At 28.5% G+C, this 23,808-nt stretch carries 21 protein-coding genes and 1 other annotated feature; of the genes, 6 read left to right on the top strand and 15 right to left on the bottom strand.

What is annotated here, in order from left to right:
- Positions 1-98: 98 nt before the first annotated feature.
- Positions 99-848: a sugar phosphate nucleotidyltransferase gene (locus tag HGI79_RS08070; RefSeq protein ID WP_185650203.1), complete on the bottom strand. Its 750-nt coding sequence runs from the start codon at positions 846-848 to the stop codon at positions 99-101.
- A gap of 252 nt (positions 849-1,100) precedes the next feature.
- Between HGI79_RS08070 and HGI79_RS08075 the strand changes: the two genes are divergently transcribed.
- From HGI79_RS08075 to HGI79_RS08090, 4 genes are read left to right on the top strand one after another with little or no spacing between them, the layout of a single operon-like run.
- Positions 1,101-1,337, top strand: a complete 237-nt coding sequence (locus tag HGI79_RS08075; protein ID WP_185650205.1) for an acyl carrier protein — start codon at positions 1,101-1,103, stop codon at positions 1,335-1,337.
- A gap of 1 nt (position 1,338) precedes the next feature.
- Positions 1,339-1,740, top strand: coding sequence for a VOC family protein (locus tag HGI79_RS08080; RefSeq protein ID WP_185650206.1), 402 nt, complete (start codon positions 1,339-1,341; stop codon positions 1,738-1,740).
- Entirely contained in the window at positions 1,733-3,493 is a 1,761-nt protein-coding gene (locus HGI79_RS08085; protein ID WP_185650208.1) for an HAD family hydrolase, read from the top strand. The genes HGI79_RS08080 and HGI79_RS08085 overlap by 8 nt, the downstream gene beginning before the upstream one ends.
- A gap of 12 nt (positions 3,494-3,505) precedes the next feature.
- A complete protein-coding gene (locus HGI79_RS08090; protein ID WP_185650209.1) occupies positions 3,506-4,234 on the top strand; it encodes a DapH/DapD/GlmU-related protein in 729 nt (242 codons plus the stop codon).
- Positions 4,235-4,541: 307 nt separating this feature from the next.
- On the opposite strand, the gene HGI79_RS08095 is transcribed toward HGI79_RS08090, so the two are convergent.
- From HGI79_RS08095 to HGI79_RS08125, 7 genes are all read right to left on the bottom strand, one after another.
- Positions 4,542-5,636, bottom strand: a complete 1,095-nt coding sequence (locus tag HGI79_RS08095; protein WP_185650211.1) for a DegT/DnrJ/EryC1/StrS aminotransferase family protein — start codon at positions 5,634-5,636, stop codon at positions 4,542-4,544.
- Complete coding sequence (locus HGI79_RS08100; RefSeq protein WP_185650214.1) at positions 5,633-6,046, bottom strand: FdtA/QdtA family cupin domain-containing protein; 414 nt, start codon at positions 6,044-6,046, stop codon at positions 5,633-5,635. The genes HGI79_RS08095 and HGI79_RS08100 overlap by 4 nt, the downstream gene beginning before the upstream one ends.
- Positions 6,047-6,074: 28 nt before the next feature.
- Positions 6,075-7,007 (bottom strand): glycosyltransferase, encoded by a 933-nt coding sequence (locus tag HGI79_RS08105; protein ID WP_185650216.1) that lies wholly within the window; start codon positions 7,005-7,007, stop codon positions 6,075-6,077.
- Between the two features lie 172 nt (positions 7,008-7,179).
- A complete protein-coding gene (locus HGI79_RS08110) occupies positions 7,180-8,166 on the bottom strand; it encodes a glycosyltransferase (protein WP_185650217.1) in 987 nt (328 codons plus the stop codon).
- Between the two features lie 19 nt (positions 8,167-8,185).
- Positions 8,186-9,175, bottom strand: a complete 990-nt coding sequence (locus HGI79_RS08115) for a glycosyltransferase (protein WP_185650218.1) — start codon at positions 9,173-9,175, stop codon at positions 8,186-8,188.
- A 326-nt stretch (positions 9,176-9,501) separates the two neighbouring features.
- Positions 9,502-9,768 (bottom strand): DUF3343 domain-containing protein, encoded by a 267-nt coding sequence (locus tag HGI79_RS08120; RefSeq protein WP_185650219.1) that lies wholly within the window; start codon positions 9,766-9,768, stop codon positions 9,502-9,504.
- Positions 9,769-9,908: 140 nt separating this feature from the next.
- Positions 9,909-11,378: a hypothetical protein gene (locus HGI79_RS08125; protein ID WP_185650220.1), complete on the bottom strand. Its 1,470-nt coding sequence runs from the start codon at positions 11,376-11,378 to the stop codon at positions 9,909-9,911.
- Between the two features lie 149 nt (positions 11,379-11,527).
- Between HGI79_RS08125 and HGI79_RS08130 the strand changes: the two genes are divergently transcribed.
- Positions 11,528-12,199, top strand: coding sequence for a hypothetical protein (locus tag HGI79_RS08130; protein WP_185650221.1), 672 nt, complete (start codon positions 11,528-11,530; stop codon positions 12,197-12,199).
- A gap of 190 nt (positions 12,200-12,389) precedes the next feature.
- On the opposite strand, the gene HGI79_RS08135 is transcribed toward HGI79_RS08130, so the two are convergent.
- Positions 12,390-13,406, bottom strand: a complete 1,017-nt coding sequence (locus HGI79_RS08135; protein ID WP_185650222.1) for a glycosyltransferase family 2 protein — start codon at positions 13,404-13,406, stop codon at positions 12,390-12,392.
- 223 nt (positions 13,407-13,629) lie between these two features.
- Positions 13,630-14,547, bottom strand: coding sequence for a glycosyltransferase (locus HGI79_RS08140; RefSeq protein ID WP_185650223.1), 918 nt, complete (start codon positions 14,545-14,547; stop codon positions 13,630-13,632).
- Between the two features lie 269 nt (positions 14,548-14,816).
- Between HGI79_RS08140 and HGI79_RS08145 the strand changes: the two genes are divergently transcribed.
- Positions 14,817-15,575: a glycosyltransferase family 2 protein gene (locus tag HGI79_RS08145; RefSeq protein ID WP_185650224.1), complete on the top strand. Its 759-nt coding sequence runs from the start codon at positions 14,817-14,819 to the stop codon at positions 15,573-15,575.
- A gap of 324 nt (positions 15,576-15,899) precedes the next feature.
- Here HGI79_RS08145 and HGI79_RS08150 read toward each other — a convergent pair whose 3' ends face one another.
- The 5 genes from HGI79_RS08150 to pheS all read right to left on the bottom strand — a co-directional run bounded on the left by HGI79_RS08150 (position 15,900) and on the right by pheS (position 23,495).
- Positions 15,900-17,357 carry a hypothetical protein gene (locus HGI79_RS08150; protein ID WP_185650225.1) on the bottom strand — a complete coding sequence of 486 codons (1,458 nt, stop codon included), beginning with the start codon at positions 17,355-17,357 and terminating at the stop codon, positions 15,900-15,902.
- 137 nt (positions 17,358-17,494) lie between these two features.
- Positions 17,495-18,634, bottom strand: coding sequence for an aminotransferase class V-fold PLP-dependent enzyme (locus tag HGI79_RS08155; protein WP_185650226.1), 1,140 nt, complete (start codon positions 18,632-18,634; stop codon positions 17,495-17,497).
- Between the two features lie 148 nt (positions 18,635-18,782).
- Positions 18,783-19,379, bottom strand: coding sequence for a cell division protein ZapA (zapA, locus tag HGI79_RS08160; protein ID WP_185650227.1), 597 nt, complete (start codon positions 19,377-19,379; stop codon positions 18,783-18,785).
- A gap of 339 nt (positions 19,380-19,718) precedes the next feature.
- Positions 19,719-22,097, bottom strand: a complete 2,379-nt coding sequence (gene pheT, locus HGI79_RS08165; RefSeq protein ID WP_185650228.1) for a phenylalanine--tRNA ligase subunit beta — start codon at positions 22,095-22,097, stop codon at positions 19,719-19,721.
- Between the two features lie 378 nt (positions 22,098-22,475).
- Positions 22,476-23,495, bottom strand: a complete 1,020-nt coding sequence (gene pheS, locus HGI79_RS08170) for a phenylalanine--tRNA ligase subunit alpha (protein WP_185650229.1) — start codon at positions 23,493-23,495, stop codon at positions 22,476-22,478.
- Positions 23,496-23,554: 59 nt separating this feature from the next.
- Positions 23,555-23,783 (bottom strand) — a binding site (T-box leader).
- Positions 23,784-23,808 lie beyond the last annotated feature (25 nt).

A 23,808-nucleotide genomic window follows, 5' to 3' on the forward strand; every position in this document is an offset into this window, starting at 1 on the left:
TTAATACTTTTTTAATTTATTTAACAAAAGTGCTCTACATTTCTTATATTAGAAAATTAGAGCACTTTTTATATTTTCGTATACATAATACTTTAATGTTAAGTTGATTGATATTCTTTACTTAAAATATAGTTTAAATCTATATCTTTAGATAACTCATTTGCATGGTATAAAGCCTGAAAAGTTCCAGCATCTATCCACCAATCCTTGAGAACACTATAAGTTAAAGTTCCATCTTTTATATACCAATTATTAACATCAGTTATTTCAAGTTCTCCTCTACTAGAAGGTTTTAGTTTCTTTATAATATCAAAAACTCTAAAATCATACATATATATACCAGTAACACAATAATTGCTTTTAAAAAACTTAGGCTTTTCTTCTATATTTACTATTTTATTTTGACTAATTTCTGCCACTCCATATCTCTCTGGGTCTTTAACTTGTTTTATTAATATCTTGGCACCTTTATCTTGTCTTTCAAAATCACGTACATAATCCTTTATATTATCATTAAATATATTATCTCCTAATATTACCACTGATTTATCTTTACCTACAAATGACTTGCATAATCCCAATGCATGAGCGATTCCATCAGGTTGATCCTGAGTTCTGTAAGTAAAGTTTACCCCATATTCATAACCGCTTCCTAATCGTTTAACTACAGGCCCAATATATTCCTTATCTAAAATAACCATTATATCTTTTATTCCGGCTTGTTTCATTTTAGCTATTGAATGATCTATCATAGGATATTTACCAACAGGTAGTAAATGTTTATTTGTTACCTGTGTCAGCGGAAATAATCTCGAACCCGTTCCCCCTGCTAATATAATTCCTTTCAAATCTAACGCCCCCTGTTATATCATCCAAAATTTTCATAGAATTTTATATCATAATTTTTTCATTTATTTGTAGGCACTATATTCTATTCGAAGATACTCTATTTAGTGATAACAAAACAATTAAAAAATTTAGTAAACCTTACACATAACTTACTGTTGTGAATATTATAAAAATGTAAAACTAATTTTTATATAGTTTTACAAAATTTAATCTATAAAATATTTAAAATAAAAATTCTGGAGTTGGTATAAATGAAAGATAAGATATTGAAAATCTTGGAACAAGTATTAAATGAAAATATTACTCATCTAAAAGATGATGATATTATTCCTGACAAGTTAGAAAATTGGGATTCACTTAAACATTTATCTCTTATAACAGCTTTAGAAGATGAATTTAATATTATACTAAGCCCTGAAGAAATTATACACATGAATAGGGGCCTTAAGTATATTATTGATACTTTAATAAAACACGGAGTAAATTAAAATGAAACTTAATCATATTGGAATTGTAATAAAAAATATGGAAAAGAGCTTAGTTTTATATAAAAAAATGGGTTATATATTAATTACAGATATAATTATAGACAATATACAAAATAATAAGTTAGTTTTTCTAAAAAATGTATTAACTGGTGAAAAAATAGAACTAATACAGCCTATTAATGAAAAATCTACTGTTTTTAACTCTAAATGTGGATATCATCATATTTGTTATGAAGTTGAAGATATAGATAACTATATAAAAGAATTTAGAAAGAATAAACTAGGCATAGTTTTTACTAACAAAATAATAGCACCTGCCTTTAATAATAAAATGGTAATTTTCGTATATTTAAAAAATGATACTATTGTGGAATTTTTAGAAACAGGTGAGGTTCATGAATGAAAATATTAAATATTTAGACTACGTAACTAAAAGTAATTATATTGATACTAACTCTATTAATAGCGATTTTAAAAAAATTAATGTTGGTATTCTTAGATCCTTTACTATTGATACAATTATCCCTATATTAAAAGTACAATTATACAAAGAAAACATATATGGTAACTTTTTTATAGGAGAATATAATCAATATCATCAAGAAATATTCAATACCAATAGTAATTTATATAAATTTAATCCTGATATAATTATTATTGCTATAAGACTAGAGGAGTTTTATCCTGAACTATTTAATAATTTTTTAGGTATAAAAAATAACTTATCACAAATTACAAGTTATATAATAAATGAATTTGGAAGTATGATCGAAAAAATAAAAAGTATTTCTAATTGTAATATAATTCTTCATAATTTTGTATTACCTTATAATAACTACACAAGTCTCTATGACTTTCAAAATATAAATGGACAAATTAATTTTTTAAGAAAAGTTAACTATGAACTAGTTAACTTAGTTAATAAGTATACAGGAGTATATTTAGTTGATGCAGATAATATTTCAAACCTAATTGGCAAATTAAATACTGAGGACAAAAAGATGTGGTATATAGCTAAAAATCCTTATAAATATGAGTTTTATATATCTTTATCTAATGAATATGTAAAGTATATAAAAGCTATTTATGGATTCAAAAAGAAATGTATTATATTAGATTTAGATAACACCCTATGGGGCGGCGTTATAGGAGAAGATGGCTTAGATGGAATTAAACTTGGAGAATCATATCCTGGAAAATGCTATAAGGATTTTCAACAGCAACTGTTAAATCTAAAGAATAGAGGTGTTCTTTTAGCTATATGTAGTAAAAACAACTCTGAAGATGTAGATGAAGTTTTAAAAAAACATCCTGATATGGTATTGAAAAAAGAAGATTTTGCTTGCATTAAAGCCAACTGGGACAATAAATATTCTAATATAAATGCTATTTCACAAGAGTTAAACATTGGACTAGATAGTTTGGTATTTATTGATGATAGCCCAATAGAATGTGAGCTTATAAAACAAAAAATACCGGAAGTTACAGTTATAACACTTCCTAAAAACCCTCTGGAGTACCCAGATCTAATTTATAATTTAAATTACTTCAATACAATTAGTTTAACAGAAGAAGATTTTCACAAAACTGATATTTATAAAGCACAAGCGGAAAGAATGACCTTAAAAAATAGTTATAGTAATCTAGATGATTATTATAAAAGCTTAAAAATGAAAGTTGAAATAAAAGAAGTTGATGACTTTTCTGTACCAAGAATTGCTCAGCTTACTCAAAAAACAAATCAATTTAATCTAACTACAAAAAGATATTCTGAAAAAGATATAAAAGAAATGCTCCAGAATAAAGAGTATAAACTATATTATATAAGAGTAATTGATAAATTTGGAGATAATGGTATTACAGGTTTTTGTATTTTAAATAGTATAGATAAATATACACTGTATATAGATACTTTTCTATTAAGCTGTAGAGTTATGGGAAGAACCATAGAAAATGCATTTATGGCCTTTATTTATAATAAAGCAAAGGAGAACAATATAAAAAAATTAATTGGAGAATATATTCCTACTAAGAAAAACCAATCAATTAAAGATTTTTATAAGAATCTCGGATTTACTAAAGGTGAAGATAACTATTATTTATTTGATATAAATAACAACAAAATGGAATATCCTAATTATATTAAAATAATTTAGTAGGTGATATCATTGATAAAAAAAGGTGCTAACTGTATTATTGATAATAGTGCCATAATAGAGGATGGCGTAACCCTAGGTAATAATGTAATTATAAAAGAAAATGTTGTTATTAAAAAAGGTTCATTTATAGGTGATAATTGTATTATAGGAGAATATCAAAAAGAGTATTATAAAAATCAATGCTATACTAATCCTAAAGCAGTTATAGGAGAAAATAGCTTAATTCGTTCTTATAGTGTGATTTATTCAGGTGCAAACCTAGGAATTGGTTTTAACACAGGACATTTTACAGTAATAAGAGAAGATGTTATAATAGACGATAACTGTTCCGTAGGCACATATAGTACAATTGCAAATAATGTTACTATTGGTGCAAACAGTAAGATTCACACCCACGTTCTTATAACTGATAAATCCAAAATTGGTAATAACGTATGGATATTTTCTAATGTAACTACTTCTACAGATATTCATCCCCCTTGTGGTTTATGCGATAAAGGAATTACTATTGGTGACAACTCAGTTATAGGTGCTGGAACTACATGTATACCCGCAATAGAAATAGAAGAAAATGTAGTTGTTTCCTCTGGAAGCCTTGTAAGTAAGAACTTAAAATCAGGTTATTTATATGGTGGACAGCCTGCAAAAAAAATATGCGAATTAGAAAAAATACCCTGTAATGCTATGATTTATAAGAGTGCATATCCTTGGAACCAGCGGGAAAATTTCTATCAATAAATTACAATGTATAGATAACCTCAACTTAAATTTAATTTATACGTAGGAATATGATTCCAAAACTGATAGCACATTTAAAAACTTTTTTATCAGTCTTAGTGAAGTATTTTTGAAAATCTTAGAGGCTTTCAACGACCAACTTATCAATAGTAATTAATAAGTTGGTCCGTACTGAGGTACAAGTTTATCAAAAATTTTTAGATTTTCAAAAACACCAACTTTAGACTGATTAAAAGTTTTTAATGTGCCCAAGTTTCGCAGCATCTTCTGTAGTATAAGCTAAATTTAAGTTATTGGTATCTATATATTAAAATTTGTTTATAGCATCTATTACATACTCAATTTCATTTTTTTTCATTCCATACCATATAGGTAAACTAAGAACCTGAGAAGCTATTTTTTCACCTATTGGGAATGAATCTCTCCTATATCCTAAATCCTTATAAGCTTCTTGTAAATGTATAGGTATAGGATAATGAATTAACGTATTAATAGATTTCTCTTCAAGGTATTTTTTTAATCTATCTCTATCTTCACACATTATTGCAAATATGTGCCATACTGGATTAGTATTTGCAGTAATATATGGTTTTACAATTTTTTTATTGTCTATGCCTCCCAAATACATTTGAGCAATATATCTTCTATATTCATTCCATTTATTAATGTACTTTAATTTTATAGATAAAAAGGCTGCTTGAATTTCATCTAATCTAGAGTTGATTCCTTTATACTTATTATAGTACTTTCCATAAGAACCATAATCCCTAATAGATTTAACCTTAAGTGCCAAGCTCTCATCCTCTGTCACTACAGCTCCCCCATCTCCTAAAGCACCTAGATTTTTTCCTGGATAAAAACTAAAACCCGCTGCATTTCCCAAACTTCCAACTTTTATTTTATTAAACTCTGCTCCATGAGCCTGAGCACAATCTTCAATAATCTTAAGATTATATTTTTTAGCTAAAACTAATATTGTATCCATTTCTGCTGGTTGACCATATAGGTGAACAGGTATTATGGCTTTTGTTTTTTTAGTTATATAACTTTCTATAACACTGGAATCTATATTATAGGTTTTTATATCAGGTTCAACCAATACAGGTTTTGCACCAGTATAAGAAACTGCTAATGCCGTTGCTATATACGTATTGCAAGGAACTATAACCTCATCTCCAACTCCAATATTATAGCCTCTTAAAATCAAATATAACGCATCTAACCCATTTCCACAGCTAATACAATATTTAACTCCACAAAATTTTAAAAAATTTTCCTCAAATTTTTTAACTTCTTCCCCTAGTATAAAATAATTATTTTTATATACTTTCTTAAACTCACTATAAATTTCATCCTCTATTTCTTTATGCATTGGTTCAAAGTTATTAAATAAAATTTTCAAATTTTTTCACCTTGCTTACATACAAATTTTAGAAACTCCTCATAATTTCTTATATAATCATTTTCATCATAATAATCTGATGCCAATACTAATAAAATAGCATCCTTTGAAAACTGAAACATTTCTCTCCAAATACCCGGACCAATGTGTAAACCTAAGTTTTTTTTATCTAAAACCAAGGTTTCTTTTTCTCTACCGTTATCTAATAAAATTTTGCATCTTCCATTAATACATATAAGCACCTGTTCAAGTGTCTTATGAGCATGAAATCCCCTGCTTATATTTTTATCCACATTATACATATAATAAATTCTTCTTATGTCAAAAGGGATATTTTTTATTTGTTCTATAGCTACCAGTACTCCCCTGTTATCAAATATTTCATCAAAGGTATACATTACGGTTTTCATCACATACACCCGACCTTTTTAATATTATTTATAACTTTAATAAAGTTTTTATGGCTTCATTGTAACAACAATATAAATCTTTTTTTACTTTATATAAATCTTCATCTTCACTTTTCGAATAATTTTGTGCAAGTTTTATTTTTGATATATATTTATTAAACCATTTTTCAAGAATAATTAAATATTGCTTTTTGGTTTTTATAAAACTCTTATTTAAATATGAATTAGTTGTAAAATAATACCAATCTATAACACCCCAGAGTTCAATTATAGGATCATAAGTATTCTGCTCATAATGTAATCTAAAACAACTTAAAGGCTCTCTAATGTATACAGCATGTCCTTTACTCAAAAGTTTTAACCATATTGCTATATCCCCAAATCCTCTTGCGCTCCATCCTTTATAATCAAGAATTTTATCATCGATATCCTTTTTTCTAAACATTACTGTAGTTGGTTCTCCAATTACATTTGTCATACTATTAAGTACATATAATCCTAAATTTTCTCCATTTATTTTGCAATTCTTATCTAAAAGTGGTTTTGTATCATCAAAAAACTCACCATTTTCATTTATAAATCTTTTATGCGATGTAACTAAAGTAACATCTTCATTACTAATCAAATATTTCAACATACTTTTTATTTTATTTGGGAAAAATAAATCATCATGCATTAAATAATTAATATATTCTCCACGGCTAACATCAAAGCACCTTTGCATATTTAATGCACCCTTTTCACCTAAAGGACCTCCATTATTATAATATTTTATATTCTTATTGTGTTGAATATAATTCTTTATTAGCTTTTCTACCTTATTATTAGTACTATCATCACATATAATTATTTCTATATTAGTATAAGTTTGACTCAAGACACTTATTAATGCCTTTTCTAAGTAGTGTACTTGATTATATGCAGGAATTAAAATACTCACTAAAGGCAAATTTTCTTCCAAAGAATCACCTCCTAGAACTAAACTTATTAAATCTTTGTATTGTTAACTAGTATAGGTATCTCTGTTCTATACTACTTTATTCTGCACTATACTGTTTAGTGCAATTATTCTTACAAAAATAATTTAAAGAGCATCTTTTCAGTATTAAGCTATAGACGCTCTTTTTTATTAACTAACTATACTTTTTTAATATTCCTTCTCTATTCAATACACCAATCATATATTCTGCTCTTTCTCTATAACTGTTCCCTAATACAGCGCCTGGAGCTTGTAAAGCTATTTTTCTACGGTGGTCTTTATTACTTAGATAATGCTTAACCAATCTCACTGTTTCTTCTGGAGAAGATGAGGTTATTAAGTGTTCACCTGGTTTAAATAATGCCCTTACTCCGTCTGTATCAGATGTTAAAAGAACTCCTCCTGAAGCTAAAATTTCATAAGTTCTTTGAGTTACCATATTGGTATAGTTTTGTGGTCCAATCATAATATCACATGAACTATATACTTTATTAGCTTCTATATAGGGCAACTTTCCATGAATCCATTCTTTTGGAATACTGTGGCCCAATAAAACTTCTGACTTGTCCCATTCATCTCCCCAAAAATCTATTCTTATATTTTCTTTTAATAATGGGGTTATAAGTGTTTTAATTGATTGGTTTCTATAGTGTTTTGGATAAATCTGTAATAGTTCAGGATAAGCATTAGCAACTATGGCTATAGAATGCTTATATTCTTCTCGTGGCATTACAGATTTATGAACTGTTTCACTATATCCAAAATCCATATAAGCAGATTTAATTCCCATTGCTTTATACTGTTCTACGGTTTTAGGACAAATAGTAAATATAAAATCTGGTTTAACTCTTTCTATAAAGGGTAATGAAAATCTCAAAGTATATGCTGGATCTTCAACATTCCAATAAACATGTGGTATTCCAAACTTCTCTACCACTCTTCTAGCTGCTAATTGTCTTTCTATGCTTTGATCTTCAGTCCATCCAAGACTTAGAATAAAATCTGGTTTGAAACGAGCTATTTGATTTGTAATTCCTTCTTCCGAAATTACCCCTGATTTCCTTACTTCATGTCCAGCTTCTTTAAAACCTAATGGCAACGTGTATATCCAATCAGTACTACATAAAACAAAAACTTTCATTGTGCTCCTCCTTAAAATCTTAATAAATTGCATTTTTTAGTATCCCTTCTCTGCGTAATACTTCGATTGCATATTCAGCTCTTTCCTTGTAAGTCCTCCCTACTGTAGCAGTAGGTGCTTGCATAGCTATTTTTCTACGTTCTTCAGGGTGACTCAAATAATATTTAACAAGTTTTAAAGTTTCCTCCGGCGAAGATGATGCTACTAATTGTTCACCTAACTTAAAAGAATTTTTTACTCTAGTTGTAGCTTTGGTTAAAAGAAAACCTCCTGCGGCTAAAATCTCATACGTCCTTATAGTGAGTAAATGATCCGTATTTTGTAATCCAATATTAATAAGTGATGAATTATAAACGTCATTTGTTTCTAAATAAGGTAAATATCCATGAATCCATTTTTTAGGTATATCATACCCTAAAAAAATCTTTGATTGTACCCAATCTCTTCCCCAGAAATCTATTCTAATGTTTTCTTTTAATAAAGGAAGTATTAGTGTTTCAATGGAATCGTATCTTTTAAATTTTTCATTGTTAAAAAGTCCTTTAGGATAAAGGTTCGCAACTACAGATATATAATACTTATAATCCTCTTTTTTTGGAACAGGATGATGTATTAAATCACTGTATCCAAAATCTAAATGAGCACATTTAATTCCCATTCTTTTATATTGCTCTACTGTTTCAGGACAAATACTAAATACAAAATCTGGTTTAACTCTTTCCATAAAAGGTATACAAAACTCTTCTGTAAAAGAAGGATCTTCAATAGACCAATAAACATGAGGTATTCCTGAAGCTTCTACTACTCTTCTAGTTATTAATTGTGGTTCTAGAAATTGATCCGCATTCCACCCCATACTTATAATTAAGTCCGGTTTAAATTGTTTAATTTGTCTTGTGATTTTATCTTCTGAAATTGGACCTGATTTCATAACCTCATGCCCAGCTTCCTTAAATCCTAAAGGTAAAGTATATATTAAATCTGTGCTACATAAAGCAAAAACCTTCATAAAGTTCCCCCCTTAAATCTTTTCACTGCATTATATGAGAGAATATATTAAAGGTAACCGTTATTTCTTTTATTGTTTGTAAACTCATTTTAATTGCCTTCTATTTTACTATTGACTTATATCATTATTTTTTATTAATTTATCTTTGAGTACAAAAAATCAGGCACCCCTCTAGTTCAGGCTACCTGATTTATATACTTAAATAGTACATATACTACTTCTATTTTTACATTGCTTTCAAACACTTGTTATTATGCACTTTTCATAATAATAATCTTATATTATATAATTTAAATTCACCACTTCTCTACTATTTAAATTCTTTTTTAAATATGAATATAAGCGTGAATACCATCATTGTGAATTATTCTATAGATACCTTTAATTATAATCTTATTATTTTTCGACTCTTTTATAATTTCTTTACTATCTCTTGATCTAAATATTATTGATTGACTACATCCCTTAGAAATACTACATGGTGTTGAAACTAATTCTACACTACAACCTTTTTTTAAAAGCTCATTGTATAAAAGAATAGCTTGATTATATGACTCAAAAACTATAATATAGCTGTTCTCTCTATGACTCATAATATCACCCCTAAATTCATACAGGTACTACATACAAAATAACTAAGTATAATTTTGTAGAGCTATGATCTTATTTAGTATATACTATGAGTAATAGACCGTTAAAGTGTATAGTTCCTAAAATGTATATTCAAGAACTTTTATTTATTACTAAATATTCGTCTAAAGAGAGATTTGTTCATTTTTGAGTTAGCTAAAGTTAGCTGTAAATTTAACCCTTCTATTTGCTCTTTTAAGCTTTTAATTTCATTTCTAAGATAGTAAATTTCATTTTCTTTTTCTATGTTGATGTTTTCTATATCATTAATTTTTTTTTCCCTATCAATCAAACTTTTTTGAAGGAAATCTATGTTTTTATTTAACATTTCTTTTCCTTCTCTAAATTTAGCATATAATTCATTTATCTCTTTTAATTTTCTTTCATAAGATAGAGATTTTATTTCTTGTTCTCCATGCATGTTTTTTATTTGAGTAATAAATTGCTCTTTCTGCTTAAGCATTATTTCATAAAGTGAAACTTTTTCACAAAGTTTATCTATGAAATATATTATATAGGACGAACCATAGTTATTATTTTCGCTACCAGTAATGTTAGAATAAATTTTGGAAATGATTAAATACTCTAAACAATTTTCATTTATAACATATACTTCATTAGCAACTAGGTATTTTATATCTTTATCATAATTAGATCTATATATAGACTTAGTTATACTTGATGATGTCAATGGTTTACAGTGAGGAGGGTTAACAAAGTTATTACCGTTATCCATTGAAAAACTGCTATATAATCTATTATCTTGTATCCAGAAACACCACACTTGATTAAACAATATAGAAAGTGAACATGAATCTATATTAATACCTTCACATAGTTTATTGTATTTAAGATTGCTGTTATTGCCATATGCATGAATTAAACTATTTATGTTTTCTTCACTCTTTATATATGAGGTATAAATTTTACCTTTAAGCATAAGTATAGAATAATCCTTGAAAGGATATTCGCTAATATCTACTAAATAAAAATTTGACCAATTATTGGTATCCTTACTAAATACTTTATAACCAAGTTGATGATTATATGTTAAATTCTGATACATGATGCATAATTCTTCGTTACCTATAGAGTAAAGGTTAAAAGGAATTTGATAGTGAAATTTAATTATATTTATTTTCATTGGGCTAGATAGATTATTTTTTTCATCAAGAGTTTGATGAAAAAGTGTTGTAATACCTGTTGTTTTATCCAGAATGCTATAAACAACATGAATTTGTTTTTCGAAAACTACTGCTTTGAAACATATATGAAAGATTTCACTCTTTTCATTTTTAAGAATTTGTTGTTCACGCCATTCATTTCCATCATAATTACTTAAGTTTATATGTCCCTTCGCATCTTGATATAAAATACATATGTTATCGTTTGGAAATAAAGCCGCTGAAAAATTTTTATTCCCCTTATCCGTAAGTACGTGGTTATCACACCATTTTCCTTCCTTTAGATATCTATATATGATTCCCTTATCCTCTTCATAAGTAAAGTTCCATATAACACCATTGGACTGTTTTATAACATAATAATCTCTTTCATTTAACACAACTTCCATATTCCTCTCTGAAGAATTATTCTTTATATAAAATATGATTAACAGTCTAAATATTATAACAAAAATTTTTTTACTGTAACACTTTCTACTTCTTTACATAAAATATTATTGTAGAAAAAAAAATATCCTTTTATAAAGGGGGGTAATAAATGAAAGATATTCAAGAAATAATGATGGAAATGGGTAATTTAACTAAGGAACAAATATCTGCTGATTTAAGTGATGATGAAAAAGAAGAACTACTTAATTTAATTAATATTCCTGTTGCAGATTGCGATGATGATCCTGTTGGTATAACGCCTACACCTACGCCAACACCAACACCTACACCTACACCTACGCCAACACCAACACCTACACCTACGCCAACACCTACACCTACACCAACACCTACACCATGTCCTACTCAATCATTTTGTTGTGTAGTTGCTTTCCCGAAGGATCTTACAGTTTTAACTAATCAAGTGCATGCTGCTGTAGTACCAAAGGATTTGACTGTTGAACCTGATGGTAAATTTAACTTTACCATTGGTAACTGTGTAATAACATTAGACAAAGCAAAAATAAACGGCTGCGCTGAAGTATTTCTAAGTTTAGGTGTTATGGATAGATGCGGAAATCGAAGTTTTGTATGTTGCACAGATTTCGTATGTTTATGCAAAAAAAATATTGTATGTTGCGGTTTACCTGATGCAGATAAGATTAAGTTTAATATCATGAATTTAAGTGCTACCAAGATAGATACAGCTTGCGGCGGCCGTCAACAAGTATGGCAAATTACCGGAACCCTTACATTTACCTGTGAAGAATGTATACAATAGATATTGTAAAGTATGTTGAGTTAGGGAATGAAAACTTCATTCCCTTGCTCTCAAAACTATGTATGGTTTTTCCTATACATAGTTTTTTTATTTAATAGCTTTGTATAATTCAATATTTTGAATACATTCTTGTATGCTATACAAACTTTTACACATCAATATAAATATTAGTTTAAAATTTAATATTAAATTAAAATGAAATAGAAAATTTATCAAAGAAAAAATCGTCATTATATATACGTTCTCTAAGATACTTTTCCCTTTGCTTAAAGATTAAATCCGAATTTGATTTTATATTTTCTACTGCAGTAGAAAAAAACAAATCATTTTTTGCAATTTGGATTGTATTATATATACGTTTCCTTCCAAAATGAGAATATGCAAGACATAACATATTATAAGTGACATTAGCGGCAGTAACTTTATATGGATGACTAGCTCTAAAAAGATGTTGTACTTTTACCTCTGGGTTAACTAAGATTTTGTAACCATAAGACCATGCCTTAAAACATAGTTCCTCATCTTCTTTACCCCATACCTGAAAAAAGTTATCAAATCCATTTACCTTTTCAAATGCCTCTTTGGTAATACCGAAAGCACATCCACATGCAATAGGAATTTCAACAATATCTTTAGGCTTGTTGGTTAACCAAGTAATTTTAAGATGGTCATCCCAAGTCTGACCGTATCCAGCTGCTGCAACATTAAACATATCTGTTATGCAAGGTGCAACTAAGTGTCCACCAAAACTTTTTAATGTACTTACCAAATCATCTAACCATCTATCTGGCACCTTTACGTGGGCATCACAAAAAAATAGGTATTTTCCCTTAGCAATTCTTGCACCAGAGTTTCTTGCCTGTGCAGCTCCTATATTGTTGGTTCTTACTAAAACAACATCCTTGTAAACATCTTTGTCTAGATTTGATAACAAAAATTCAATACTTAAATCTGTGGAACCATCATCTACTACTATGATTTCAAAGCTGAGAGAGTTGTCAGACTTCATTATAGAGTCCACTGTTTCTTTCAATGTAGTTACTTCGTTCTTACAAGGAATAATAACAGAAACATCAATTGAATCTATTGTTTTAGATTCAGCTTTTGTTTCTTTTAGAAATCGATTTTCTTCCATTTTATTAGTATCAGTTTCTATTTTTTGTCTAAATAAATTATTAGAGTTCAAAATTTCATTGATCTTTCTCATAGGATCACATTCTCCTCTTCATATTTTTACTCTATACTAATTCAGTATATGATTAACTTATAAATTTGCTATCTTTATTAAAACAATGATTCATCAAAATGCATTAAATTAGAATGATTTGTATAACATATAGTTAGGCTTTATTGGATAACTGTGAAAAATAAAGTCTATAATTCTAAGAATTATAGACTTAAAAATTATATAATATTCCTTTCTAAATAATTTAGAAAGGAATATTAAATTTTTTAAAGAAAAAATCATCATTATATATACGCTCATTAAAATACTTTTCCCTTTGCTTTAATATTAATTCTGAATTTAACTTTATATCTGACGCTGCAGTAGAAAAAGAGTATTCATTTTTTAAAATATTAATAGTTTTAGAAAGACGTTCTTTTCCAAAGTGTGAATACGCAAGACATAGTATATTAAAGATAACATTAGATGTATTTATTCTATATGAATGTACTGTTTTGAAAAGATGTTGCACTTTAACGTGTGGATTGAGTACAACTCTATAACCGTAAAGCCAGGCTTTAAGGCATATTTCAAAATCTTCACTGCCATAAACTTGAAAAAAGTGATCAAAGCCATTCACTTTTTTAAATAGTTCATTAGTTATTCCAAAAGTACATCCACTGACAAAAGGAATTTCAACTACTCCATTAGGCCGATTCACTAACCATATAGGTTTAAGTTGCTCATCCCATGTCATACCATAACCTGCTGCTGAAATATCTGACATATTAACAATACAAGGAGCAACTATATCAGCATCTGCCTCTTTTAATGTATTCACTAAGTTATTCAGCCATCGATCTGGTACTTTTATATGAGCATCACAAAAAAATAAGTACTTTCCCTTGGAAGCTTTAGCGCCAGCATTTCTTGATCCTGCAACACCCAAGTTATTCGTTTTTACTAATATAATATCTTTATAAATTTCTCTGTTTAAATCATATTTTAAAAACTCTGTACTTAGATCTTCTGAAGCATCATCTACTATAATAATTTCATAATTTAGATCATTAGTAGATTCTATTATAGAATTTACTGTTGATTTCAAAGTAGTTATCTCATTTTTACATGGGATAACTACAGAAACATCTATTGAACTTTTTGTTTTAAATGCATCTCTCATATTTGCTCCTTTTTATATTTGATATTTAAACTTACACTAATCTAGTATATGGGATGATCTTTTAAATTGTTAACTTTACTTTTTATCACAATAAGTATTTATATGAATATATTAAACTAAAATATGGCAGTAATTCATGCAAATTTTAGTTTAATCATATTAAGTATATTTCATTGATACAATGATACCATTGTTACCAACTTAGTGACTGAGAAACTTTAAATTTTATATGATATATCATAATTAGAGAATTTGATTGGAGGTAAAGTATGCTGGAACAAATAGCAAAAGAACGAGTTTTGCTAAAAAAGATTAGAGAAAAATGTAACAAAACTTCTCAGCCAGAAGTCTCTGTAATTATTTCTACTAATAAACTGAAGTATATAGATAATATATTTATGAATTATATAAAATTAAGCTACCCTTATAAAGAATTAATAGTTATCTTAAACAATAATAATTTAGATATAAATGATTATAAAATAAGAGCTAGCAACCTAAAAGATGTGCGAATATTTCAATTAGATGAGAGCTGCACCCTCGGTGAATGTTTAAACTTTGGAATAGAACAATCAAGGTATAATTATATATCTAAAATAGATGATGACGATTATTATGGACCTAATTATCTTCTTGATCTTATGAATGCATTTAAATATACTGATGCTAAGGTTGTGGGTAAGGCTTCTTCATTTGTATATTTTGAAGATAACAATACTTTATATATTAGAGATCACTATAATCAATATAAATATGTAGACGTTATAACAGGTAGTACTATTTTAGCAAAGAAAGAAGTCTTTGAAAAAGTAAAATTCAAAAATTTTTCTCTTGGTGAAGACACTCAATTTTTAATAGATTGTGGTATGGCGGGAATTAAAATATTTGCTGCTGATAAATTTAATTATGTTTGTATCAGGCATAAAGATTTACAAGAGCATACCTGGAGAGTACACTCACAGGACATTAGGAGTTTCTGTGATAAATTTCTAGCTACAACAAATTTTATCCCCTTTGTAACAATATAAGAATAATCTACAGTAAATACTTTTAAAGAAGATAAAAGATATAATTTAACCCAGTACAACTTATTTTAGTACTGGGTTTTTAAATAATCTAACTGTAAGCTCAAAAGCTATAAGGATTATAACTCTACTGTATTAGATGTTGTTGGTTCTATGGGATACTCTTGGACAATACTATGGACAATTGACACTAAAGACTATAATGATACGCCTGCAGATCTTATATATGTTGAACAAATTCTAGCAATACCATCTAAGTAACTTAATAAGCTAGCAATGCAAAAATTGTGATGTACTATTTTCAATGCATCACAGTTTTATTATTTTTTAAATCTTACTCTTTAATACCTCATATAATTTTTGTATTATATTCTCCTTCTCTTCTATAATTTTCAACAGAGATTCTACCTTTCCATTTATATCTAAGGATAATTTATTCTTTTCTTCTTCTAAATCTCTTATTTCATTTTGAAACTTATAAATAGTTTCCGAACACTTTTGTCTATCTAAAATTTGTTCAATTTTAATATTTTGTAATTTATCCTCATACTCGTTAACCAAATTTTTAAGAATGTTTATATCCTCTCTTAAATGTAAATTTACTTCATTAAGATAATCTATTGTTGCATCTTTTGATACTATTTGATTAAGAAGCATTGTTATATAATCGTCTTTCTCTTCAATAATTTTATTATAATTTATTCGTTGGGAAGACATAGACTCATTATTTAAATAAACATTTGCTTCACAACAAATATTATTGTTTGCATCATCTATACTTAAGCTCTCATAAGAACAATCTGATTTAAAATCTATCATTGAGTATAGAAATTCAGTTGAAGTTATATAGATACTATTAATTTTAAAATCTAAATCCTTAAAATTACTACTTAAATATAAAGAATTATATACATCTTCTGACTTTATATCTAACACATATGCCTCACTCCAGTGCAACATATCACTAGATTTTTTATATACAATACCATTTCCCTGCTTCCACATTACATAAATATTATCTTTTCTATAGAAAACTATTGGCTTAAAATTATTTATATTATTATCAGATAAATTTATATCAAAATTCCATAATGGGTTCGATATATTAAAATCTTTGTATCCAACTATAACTTGAAGATTACTTTTGATAAGTTTATTAAAACAAACTATTGCAGTATTATTAGGTGTGATAAAAAAATCTACATTAGTAGCTCCTTTTATAATTATACTGTTATCAAAATTCTCCCATATATTACTTTTAGTATCAAGTTTCTTTATATTGTACTCTCCAAGCTCATAATCTGTAGGATAAAAAACATATATATCATTATTATAATAATCTATACAATAAGCAGATACATATATAGGACAATCTATTTCACATATTTTAGTATCTATCCACCGACCTTTACAAAAATAGTTATGATATATAAATTTGCTTTTCTTTTGCAGGTTTTCAATTTGATAAAATACGTGTACTTTTGAACTAATAATTTTTATATTTAACGATTTTAATATGTATTCACCACTTACTAAAAGTATATTTTTTTCCTCAAACTCTTTTTTAAAATAAGTAGCATAACTTAACTCACCTCTATTAGTAAAGTAAGTTATATGGATTCTATCATTTTTATCTATGTCTATTGAATATTCTAATATATTTTCTTTAAAAACAAGTTGTCCAATATTATTATTTTCTAATATTAGTTTATTTTCATTTATACATATTTTATAAAAATTATTTTTAGAATCTCTTACAATATACCTTTTTTTATTGTAAGACATATCTTCTCCTCCATTTTATGAGTACTAACTTTATTCTAAATATATAGTCTTTTTTTAAATATTATGTTTATTTCATATATTATTTTATAAAAAATATGGACTCAGACATATAAATCGAATCCATACTCTTTCTTAGACTACTTATTATTCTCTATTTCCTCTATAGCTTTAACTATATTATTAATATCCTCATGAGTATTAAAATACCCAGGACTTATTCTAACAGTACCTGTCTTAGAGGTCTCTATTATTTTATGAATTAGAGGTGCACAATGAAATCCAGTTCTGACTGCAATACCTTTTTTATTTAGTAAATATCCAACTTGTGAACTATCTACATTTTCTATATTTATAGATACTACTGCACTTCTATTTTCTTGGTTATCTACCCCATATATTTTTACAAAACTAAATTTTTTTAAATCTGTGATTAAGTGACCTATTAGTTCTTCTTCATGTTTTTGTATATTTTTTATACCTATTTTCTCTATAAACTTTAATCCAGCACATAGCCCGGCAATTCCTGGTGTATTTAAAGTGCCGCTTTCAAATTTATCAGGCAAAAAATCTGGCTGGCTCATTGAGTTAGAGTTACTACCAGTACCACCCTGCTTAAATTCACTTAACTCTATACCATCTCTTATATACACTGCGCCTGTACCTTGGGGACCAAGTAATCCCTTATGCCCTGGAAATACTAAAATATCAATATTATCTTCCTCTACATCTATAGGTATACTTCCTGCACTTTGGGAAGCATCTACTATAAATAATATACCTAATTTTCTAGCTATATAGCCTATTTCTTTAATATGTTGAACTGTACCTAACACGTTAGATGCATGGTTTATTATAAATGCTTTTGTATTCTTTCTAATTTCCTTTTTTAAATCTTCAATATTTATATATCCATTTTGGTCTACTCCTAATAATGTAACTTCAACTCCTATATTTGATAAATAATTTAAAGGTCTTAATACAGAATTGTGTTCGATACTTGTACTTATAACATGATCTCCAATTTTCAGTACTCCTTTTATTCCTACATTAAGTCCCTCTGTAGCATTGCTAGTGAAAATGATATTAAGGGGGTTTCCAATATTAAATAGCTTACCTATACATTGACGAGTCTCCATTATCTTAGATGAGGCTTGCAGTGCCATAACATGAGATGCTCTTCCTGGATTAGCAGCATAATTCTTCATACACTGCATAACTTCATCATAAACTTCGCTAGGCTTTGGAAAAGAGGTAGCAGCATTATCTAAATATATCATTTAATTTCCTCCTAGAGAAATTATTTTATCATACTACTATTGTTATGCAGCTATACAGTAAAGTACTACATAAAATAAAACTTGAATCAGATGAGGTTTGTCTACAACAAAAACCGAACTAATTTGTCTTTCAAATTAGTTCGGTTTTCTACTTTTTCTCCCTTAAGAATGGGTTATTTTGTTTTCTCTCTTTTGCTAAATTAATCTGATTTTCCATTAGCTTATTCTGTAAGTCCATTGCTTTATATTTAGCAGATTGAAGTTGGAACTTCATTTCCTTGTTTATAGATTTAAGTTCTGAGTTTTCTCTCATATATCTTTCAGCTTCATCTTTCATTGCTACCATCTGATTAAGCAAGTTTTTAGTCTCTTCTTCTTTCTTCTGTAGTTCCTGTATGTTTATATTATTTTTTAGCTTCTCTTGAAGCTCTGAGTTATATGCTTCCATATGTTTAAGCTGGTTTTTTAAAGATTCTATCTGTTCTTCGTAAATGGCTTGTCTTTTTTCAAGTTGTTCAACTTTCTTCAATGTTTCTTCAAATTGTATTTGTTTTTTAAACATATCATCTACTATGTTTACAGCAGAGAGGATAGCTGCTGAGGAAGTACTTAACATTGTATTATTGTCAAGTATGTTTTTTACCTTTTTATCAACATAACCTGCTACTTTATGTAAATATTCTTCGTGTTCTTCCCCTTTAAGATTGTATTCAATACCATTTATCTTAACTGTTACTCTATTCATATAAACACCCTCTTAGATAATTACTCTATTTCAGCTTCCATATGACTATTCTACCATAAAATTGGTATATATTAAATACTTTATTTTAGTAAAGTATATTATAAAAGCAGCATAGTGATTTTACGCATCACCATGCTGCTCATAGATTTTTTATCCGATGACTACCCGCTCTAATACTCCCATCTTTATAGGAAACTCCTCTTCAGAGGAGTAAGCGATTCGCACAAAATCACAGATTTTGGCTCTCTGCTTAACTGGGAGTAAAGAGCGGCTACGTCCCTAGATTCGTTCAACTAAGAATCATGTGGGATCAAAACCCCATCTGATTCAAGTTTCACTTTATCTAAGCTGTGCTCCAAGTCTATTTTCAAGTGTTCTAACTATCTTATCATGTACCTTATTTACATCTTCATCTTTTAACGTCTTATTTTCAGCTCTATAAACTATAGCATAAGCTATGCTCTTTTTACCGGAAGGTATTTGTTCTCCTTTATAAACGTCAAATAACTTAATACTTTCTAGTATATTTCCACCCTGCTTCCACATTATTTCTTCTATATCCTGTACAAGTATTTCATCATCTACTAATATGGCCATATCTCTTGTTACTGCTGGAAATTTAGGAAGAGCTTTATATTTTCTATCTAAATTAGCATAACTATACAATACATCTAAATTCAATTCCGCAATATAGCATCTTTCTTCTACTCCATAGTTATCTGCTACATCTGGATGCATTTCTCCAAGAACTCCCACTTCATCTTTTTTGATATTAAGTACTGCAGTTTTTCCTGGATGGAAGCTTGGATTTTCGCTTTCTCTCTTAAATGAGAATTTATCTATTCCTAATGTTTCTAATATATTTTCAATAATTCCTTTTAAGTGGAAATAACTAACATCACCATATAAACCTATTGTTACTAGGTTTCTTTCCTTTGGAAGCTTATTAGTGTCCTCATTTGGTAAATATACTTTACCAATTTCAAATAAGGCTGCATATTCATTGTTTCTTGCATAGTTTCTAGCAAGAGCCTCCATCATAGATGGAATTGTAGTAGTTCTCATTATGCTATAATCTTCACCTAAAGGATTTTTAATAGTTACAACTTTTCTTAAACTACTATCCTGTGGTAAAAGTATTTTATCAAATACCTTAGGGCTGACAAATGAGTAACTTATAGACTGATTAAGTCCGCTAGCTATCAAAGCCTCTATTACTTTATCATCTAGATGTTGTTTCTTATTTTTTCCTCCCCTTGTACTTACACTTTTTATTAATGTAGTGGGAATTTTGTCATATCCATATATTCTTGCTATTTCTTCAGCTATATCTTCTTTTATATTTACATCGCATCTAAAAGTAGGTACCTTTACAACTAATGTGTCATCTTTTAATTCAGTAGTTAAATCCAGTCTATCTAAATAATTTTTCATTTCTTCTTTAGAAAGTTCTGTTCCTAAGAATTTATTTACCCAATTATAATCTACTTCTACACTATGAGCTTCAAGTTTTTCAGGATATATGTCTATAGTACCTTCCATGATTTCTCCTACACCTAACTCTTCTGCTAGATGGCAGGCTCTGTCCATAGCAATGTCAATTAAATTAGGATCTAAATCTTTTTCAAATCTTGAAGAAGCTTCAGTTCTTAACCCTAACTTTTGAGAAGAAACTCTTATATTTGTACCATCAAAGTTAGCACACTCAAAAATTATGTATGTAGTATCTTCTTTTACTTCCGAATTTAGTCCTCCCATTATACCAGCAAGACCAATGGTTTTCTCTCCATCCTTTATATTAAGTGCATCTGAAGTTAAAGTTCTTTCTGTCCCATCTAGAGTAGTGAATTTCTCTCCATTCTTTGCTCTTTCTACCACTATAGTTTTTGAAGTTATTTCTCTTACATCAAAAGCATGCATTGGTTGACCAAGCTCTAACATAACAAAGTTTGTTATGTCTACAATATTGTTTATAGGTCTAACCCCTGCTTCTAATAATCTATCTTGAATCCATGCAGGTGATGGTTGTATTTTTATATTCTTTATACCTCTAGCCATATATCTTCTACAAAGTTTGTCTTTTAATTCTACTTTTAACTCTTCTTTTATATTATCTTTGCATGTTACTTTAAAATCTAAAGGTGGCATTTTGTAAGTTTTATCTAAGGTTGCAGCTGTTTCTCTTGCTATTCCTATTACACTTAAGCAATCTGGTCTATTTGAAGTTATTTCTAAGTCTATTATTGAACTTGTCATGTTTAATACTTCTTTTATATCTTTACCTATTGGCGTATTCTCAGGTAGTATCATAAGACCATGTACTGGTTCATCTCCTGCTATTCCAAGTTCTTCTTCTGAACAGAACATTCCATTAGATACAACTCCTCTTAGCTTACCCTTCTTTATCTTCACTCCACCATTAATTGTTGAGCCATGAAGTGCCACAGGTACAATATCTTGTTCTTTCATATTATTAGCACCTGTAACAATTTGTAGAAGTTCTTTTTCTCCTATATCAGCTTGACAAACAGAAAGTTTATCAGCATCAGGATGTTGTTCTATCTTAACTAATTTTCCTGTAACAACATTTTCTATTTCATCACCAGTAGTTATAACTTCCTCAACTTTAGATCCACTTAGCGTCAACCTATCTCCTAGTTCTTTTGGTGCAATATCTATATCAACATAATCTTTTAACCATTTAACTGGAACCTTCATAGGTATTCCTCCTTGACTTTTAATCATTTTATTCTTAATTAATTTTTTATAAGGTTTCAGACTTGAAACTTAACTTATATGTAGGAATATGTTGTCAAAACTGAAGGCACATTTAAAAACTTTTTTATCAGTCTTAGTGAAGTGTTTTAGAAAATCTTAGAATCTTATATATGTTTGAGTGCAACGAGTTTATATAAGGTTCTTATTTTATTAGGAAACTCATCTTCCTAACGTCAGATGAGTAAGCGATTCGCACAAAATCACAGATTTTGGCTCTCTGCTTAAAACACGAACTTTAGACTGATTAAAAGTTTTTAACGTGCTGAAGTTTGGCAACATATTCGGTGGTATAAGTTAAGTTTCCGGGCAATATAATTATTAAAATTGCTTTAAAAATCTCATATCACTCTCATATAATTGTCTGATATCATCTAATCCATACTTTAGCATAACCATTCTATCTACTCCAAATCCAAAAGCAAATCCACTATATACTTCTGGATCTATTCCACAGTTTCTTAAAACCTGAGGATGAACCATACCGCAGCCTAAAAGCTCAATCCAACCTTCACCCTTACATACTCTACAGCCTTCTCCATTACATACGAAACAAGTAGCATCCATTTCTGCTGAAGGCTCAGTAAATGGGAAATGGTGTGGTCTAAATTTTGTCTTTAGTTCATCTCCAAACATTTTCTTTGCAAATAACTCCAGAGTTCCTTTTAAATCAGCAAAAGTTATGCCTTTATCTACAACCAAACCTTCCATCTGATAGAATATTGGTGAATGCGTAGCATCAACTGCATCAGAACGATAAACTTTTCCTGGAGCAATCATCTTTATTGGAGGTTCTTGATTTTCCATAGTTCTTATTTGAATAGGTGATGTTTGAGTTCTTAAAACTAAACTATCATTTACATAAAAAGTGTCTTGCTCTCCTCTAGCCGGATGATTTTTAGGTATATTTAATGCTTCAAAATTATAATAATCAAGTTCTACTTCTGGACCTTCTTCAATTGTGAATCCCATAGATATAAAAATTTCTTTCATTTTATCTAATGTTTGTTCAAGTGGGTGTCTCTTTCCTAAAGTTTGCTTTACACCTGGCATTGATATATCTATTACTTCACTTTCAAGACGTAGTTTCTTTTCTTTATTTTTTATATCTTGAGAAGCTTCCTCAATAGCATTTTCTACAGCAGCTCTTACTTCGTTAGCAAGTTTACCTACTACAGGTCTTTCTTCAGAAGATAAGGCTCCCATCCCCCTTAATATTTGTGTTAGCTCACCTTTTTTTCCTAAATATTTTACCCTGATATTCTCTATGTCGGAGCTAGTTTTAATCTTTTCTAACTCTGCAATAGCTTCATTTTTTATAGCTTCTAGTTTTTCTTTCATATTGCTTACTCCTTTCATCTACTATTAATATACTAATAAACAAAAAAGTCCATCCCTTCACAAGGGACGAACTTATATCCGCGTTACCACCCAAATTAATATTACTAAAATATTAAGTAATATTCTCTTTGCAAACTTATCGGTTTTACCCGCCAACCGCTACTATATCTTTCACAGCTAGAACTCCAGAGCGAACTTCAACATACAAACTTTTAAGAAGGCTTACAGCCCTGACCCTCTCTCTCTTCAAAAATCTTATATATTTACTCTCTCCATCAAAGTATCAATATGCAGTTTTACTTTCACATTTTAT

Source organism: Clostridium sp. DJ247 (genome assembly GCF_014231265.1).

Excerpts from the sequence above, each read along its gene's own strand:
- HGI79_RS08075 (WP_185650205.1), top strand. The coding sequence starts at position 1,101 with ATGAAAGATAAGATATTGAAAATCTTGGAACAAGTATTAAATGAAAAT.
- HGI79_RS08080 (WP_185650206.1), top strand. The coding sequence starts at position 1,339 with ATGAAACTTAATCATATTGGAATTGTAATAAAAAATATGGAAAAGAGC.
- HGI79_RS08085 (WP_185650208.1), top strand. The coding sequence starts at position 1,733 with ATGAATGAAAATATTAAATATTTAGACTACGTAACTAAAAGTAATTAT.
- HGI79_RS08100 (WP_185650214.1), bottom strand. The coding sequence starts at position 6,046 with ATGAAAACCGTAATGTATACCTTTGATGAAATATTTGATAACAGGGGA.
- HGI79_RS08110 (WP_185650217.1), bottom strand. The coding sequence starts at position 8,166 with ATGAAAGTTTTTGTTTTATGTAGTACTGATTGGATATACACGTTGCCA.
- HGI79_RS08115 (WP_185650218.1), bottom strand. The coding sequence starts at position 9,175 with ATGAAGGTTTTTGCTTTATGTAGCACAGATTTAATATATACTTTACCT.
- HGI79_RS08120 (WP_185650219.1), bottom strand. The coding sequence starts at position 9,768 with ATGAGTCATAGAGAGAACAGCTATATTATAGTTTTTGAGTCATATAAT.
- HGI79_RS08125 (WP_185650220.1), bottom strand. The coding sequence starts at position 11,378 with ATGGAAGTTGTGTTAAATGAAAGAGATTATTATGTTATAAAACAGTCC.
- HGI79_RS08130 (WP_185650221.1), top strand. The coding sequence starts at position 11,528 with ATGAAAGATATTCAAGAAATAATGATGGAAATGGGTAATTTAACTAAG.
- HGI79_RS08135 (WP_185650222.1), bottom strand. The coding sequence starts at position 13,406 with ATGAGAAAGATCAATGAAATTTTGAACTCTAATAATTTATTTAGACAA.
- HGI79_RS08140 (WP_185650223.1), bottom strand. The coding sequence starts at position 14,547 with ATGAGAGATGCATTTAAAACAAAAAGTTCAATAGATGTTTCTGTAGTT.
- HGI79_RS08145 (WP_185650224.1), top strand. The coding sequence starts at position 14,817 with ATGCTGGAACAAATAGCAAAAGAACGAGTTTTGCTAAAAAAGATTAGA.
- HGI79_RS08150 (WP_185650225.1), bottom strand. The coding sequence starts at position 17,357 with ATGTCTTACAATAAAAAAAGGTATATTGTAAGAGATTCTAAAAATAAT.
- HGI79_RS08155 (WP_185650226.1), bottom strand. The coding sequence starts at position 18,634 with ATGATATATTTAGATAATGCTGCTACCTCTTTTCCAAAGCCTAGCGAA.
- zapA (WP_185650227.1), bottom strand. The coding sequence starts at position 19,379 with ATGAATAGAGTAACAGTTAAGATAAATGGTATTGAATACAATCTTAAA.
- pheT (WP_185650228.1), bottom strand. The coding sequence starts at position 22,097 with ATGAAGGTTCCAGTTAAATGGTTAAAAGATTATGTTGATATAGATATT.
- pheS (WP_185650229.1), bottom strand. The coding sequence starts at position 23,495 with ATGAAAGAAAAACTAGAAGCTATAAAAAATGAAGCTATTGCAGAGTTA.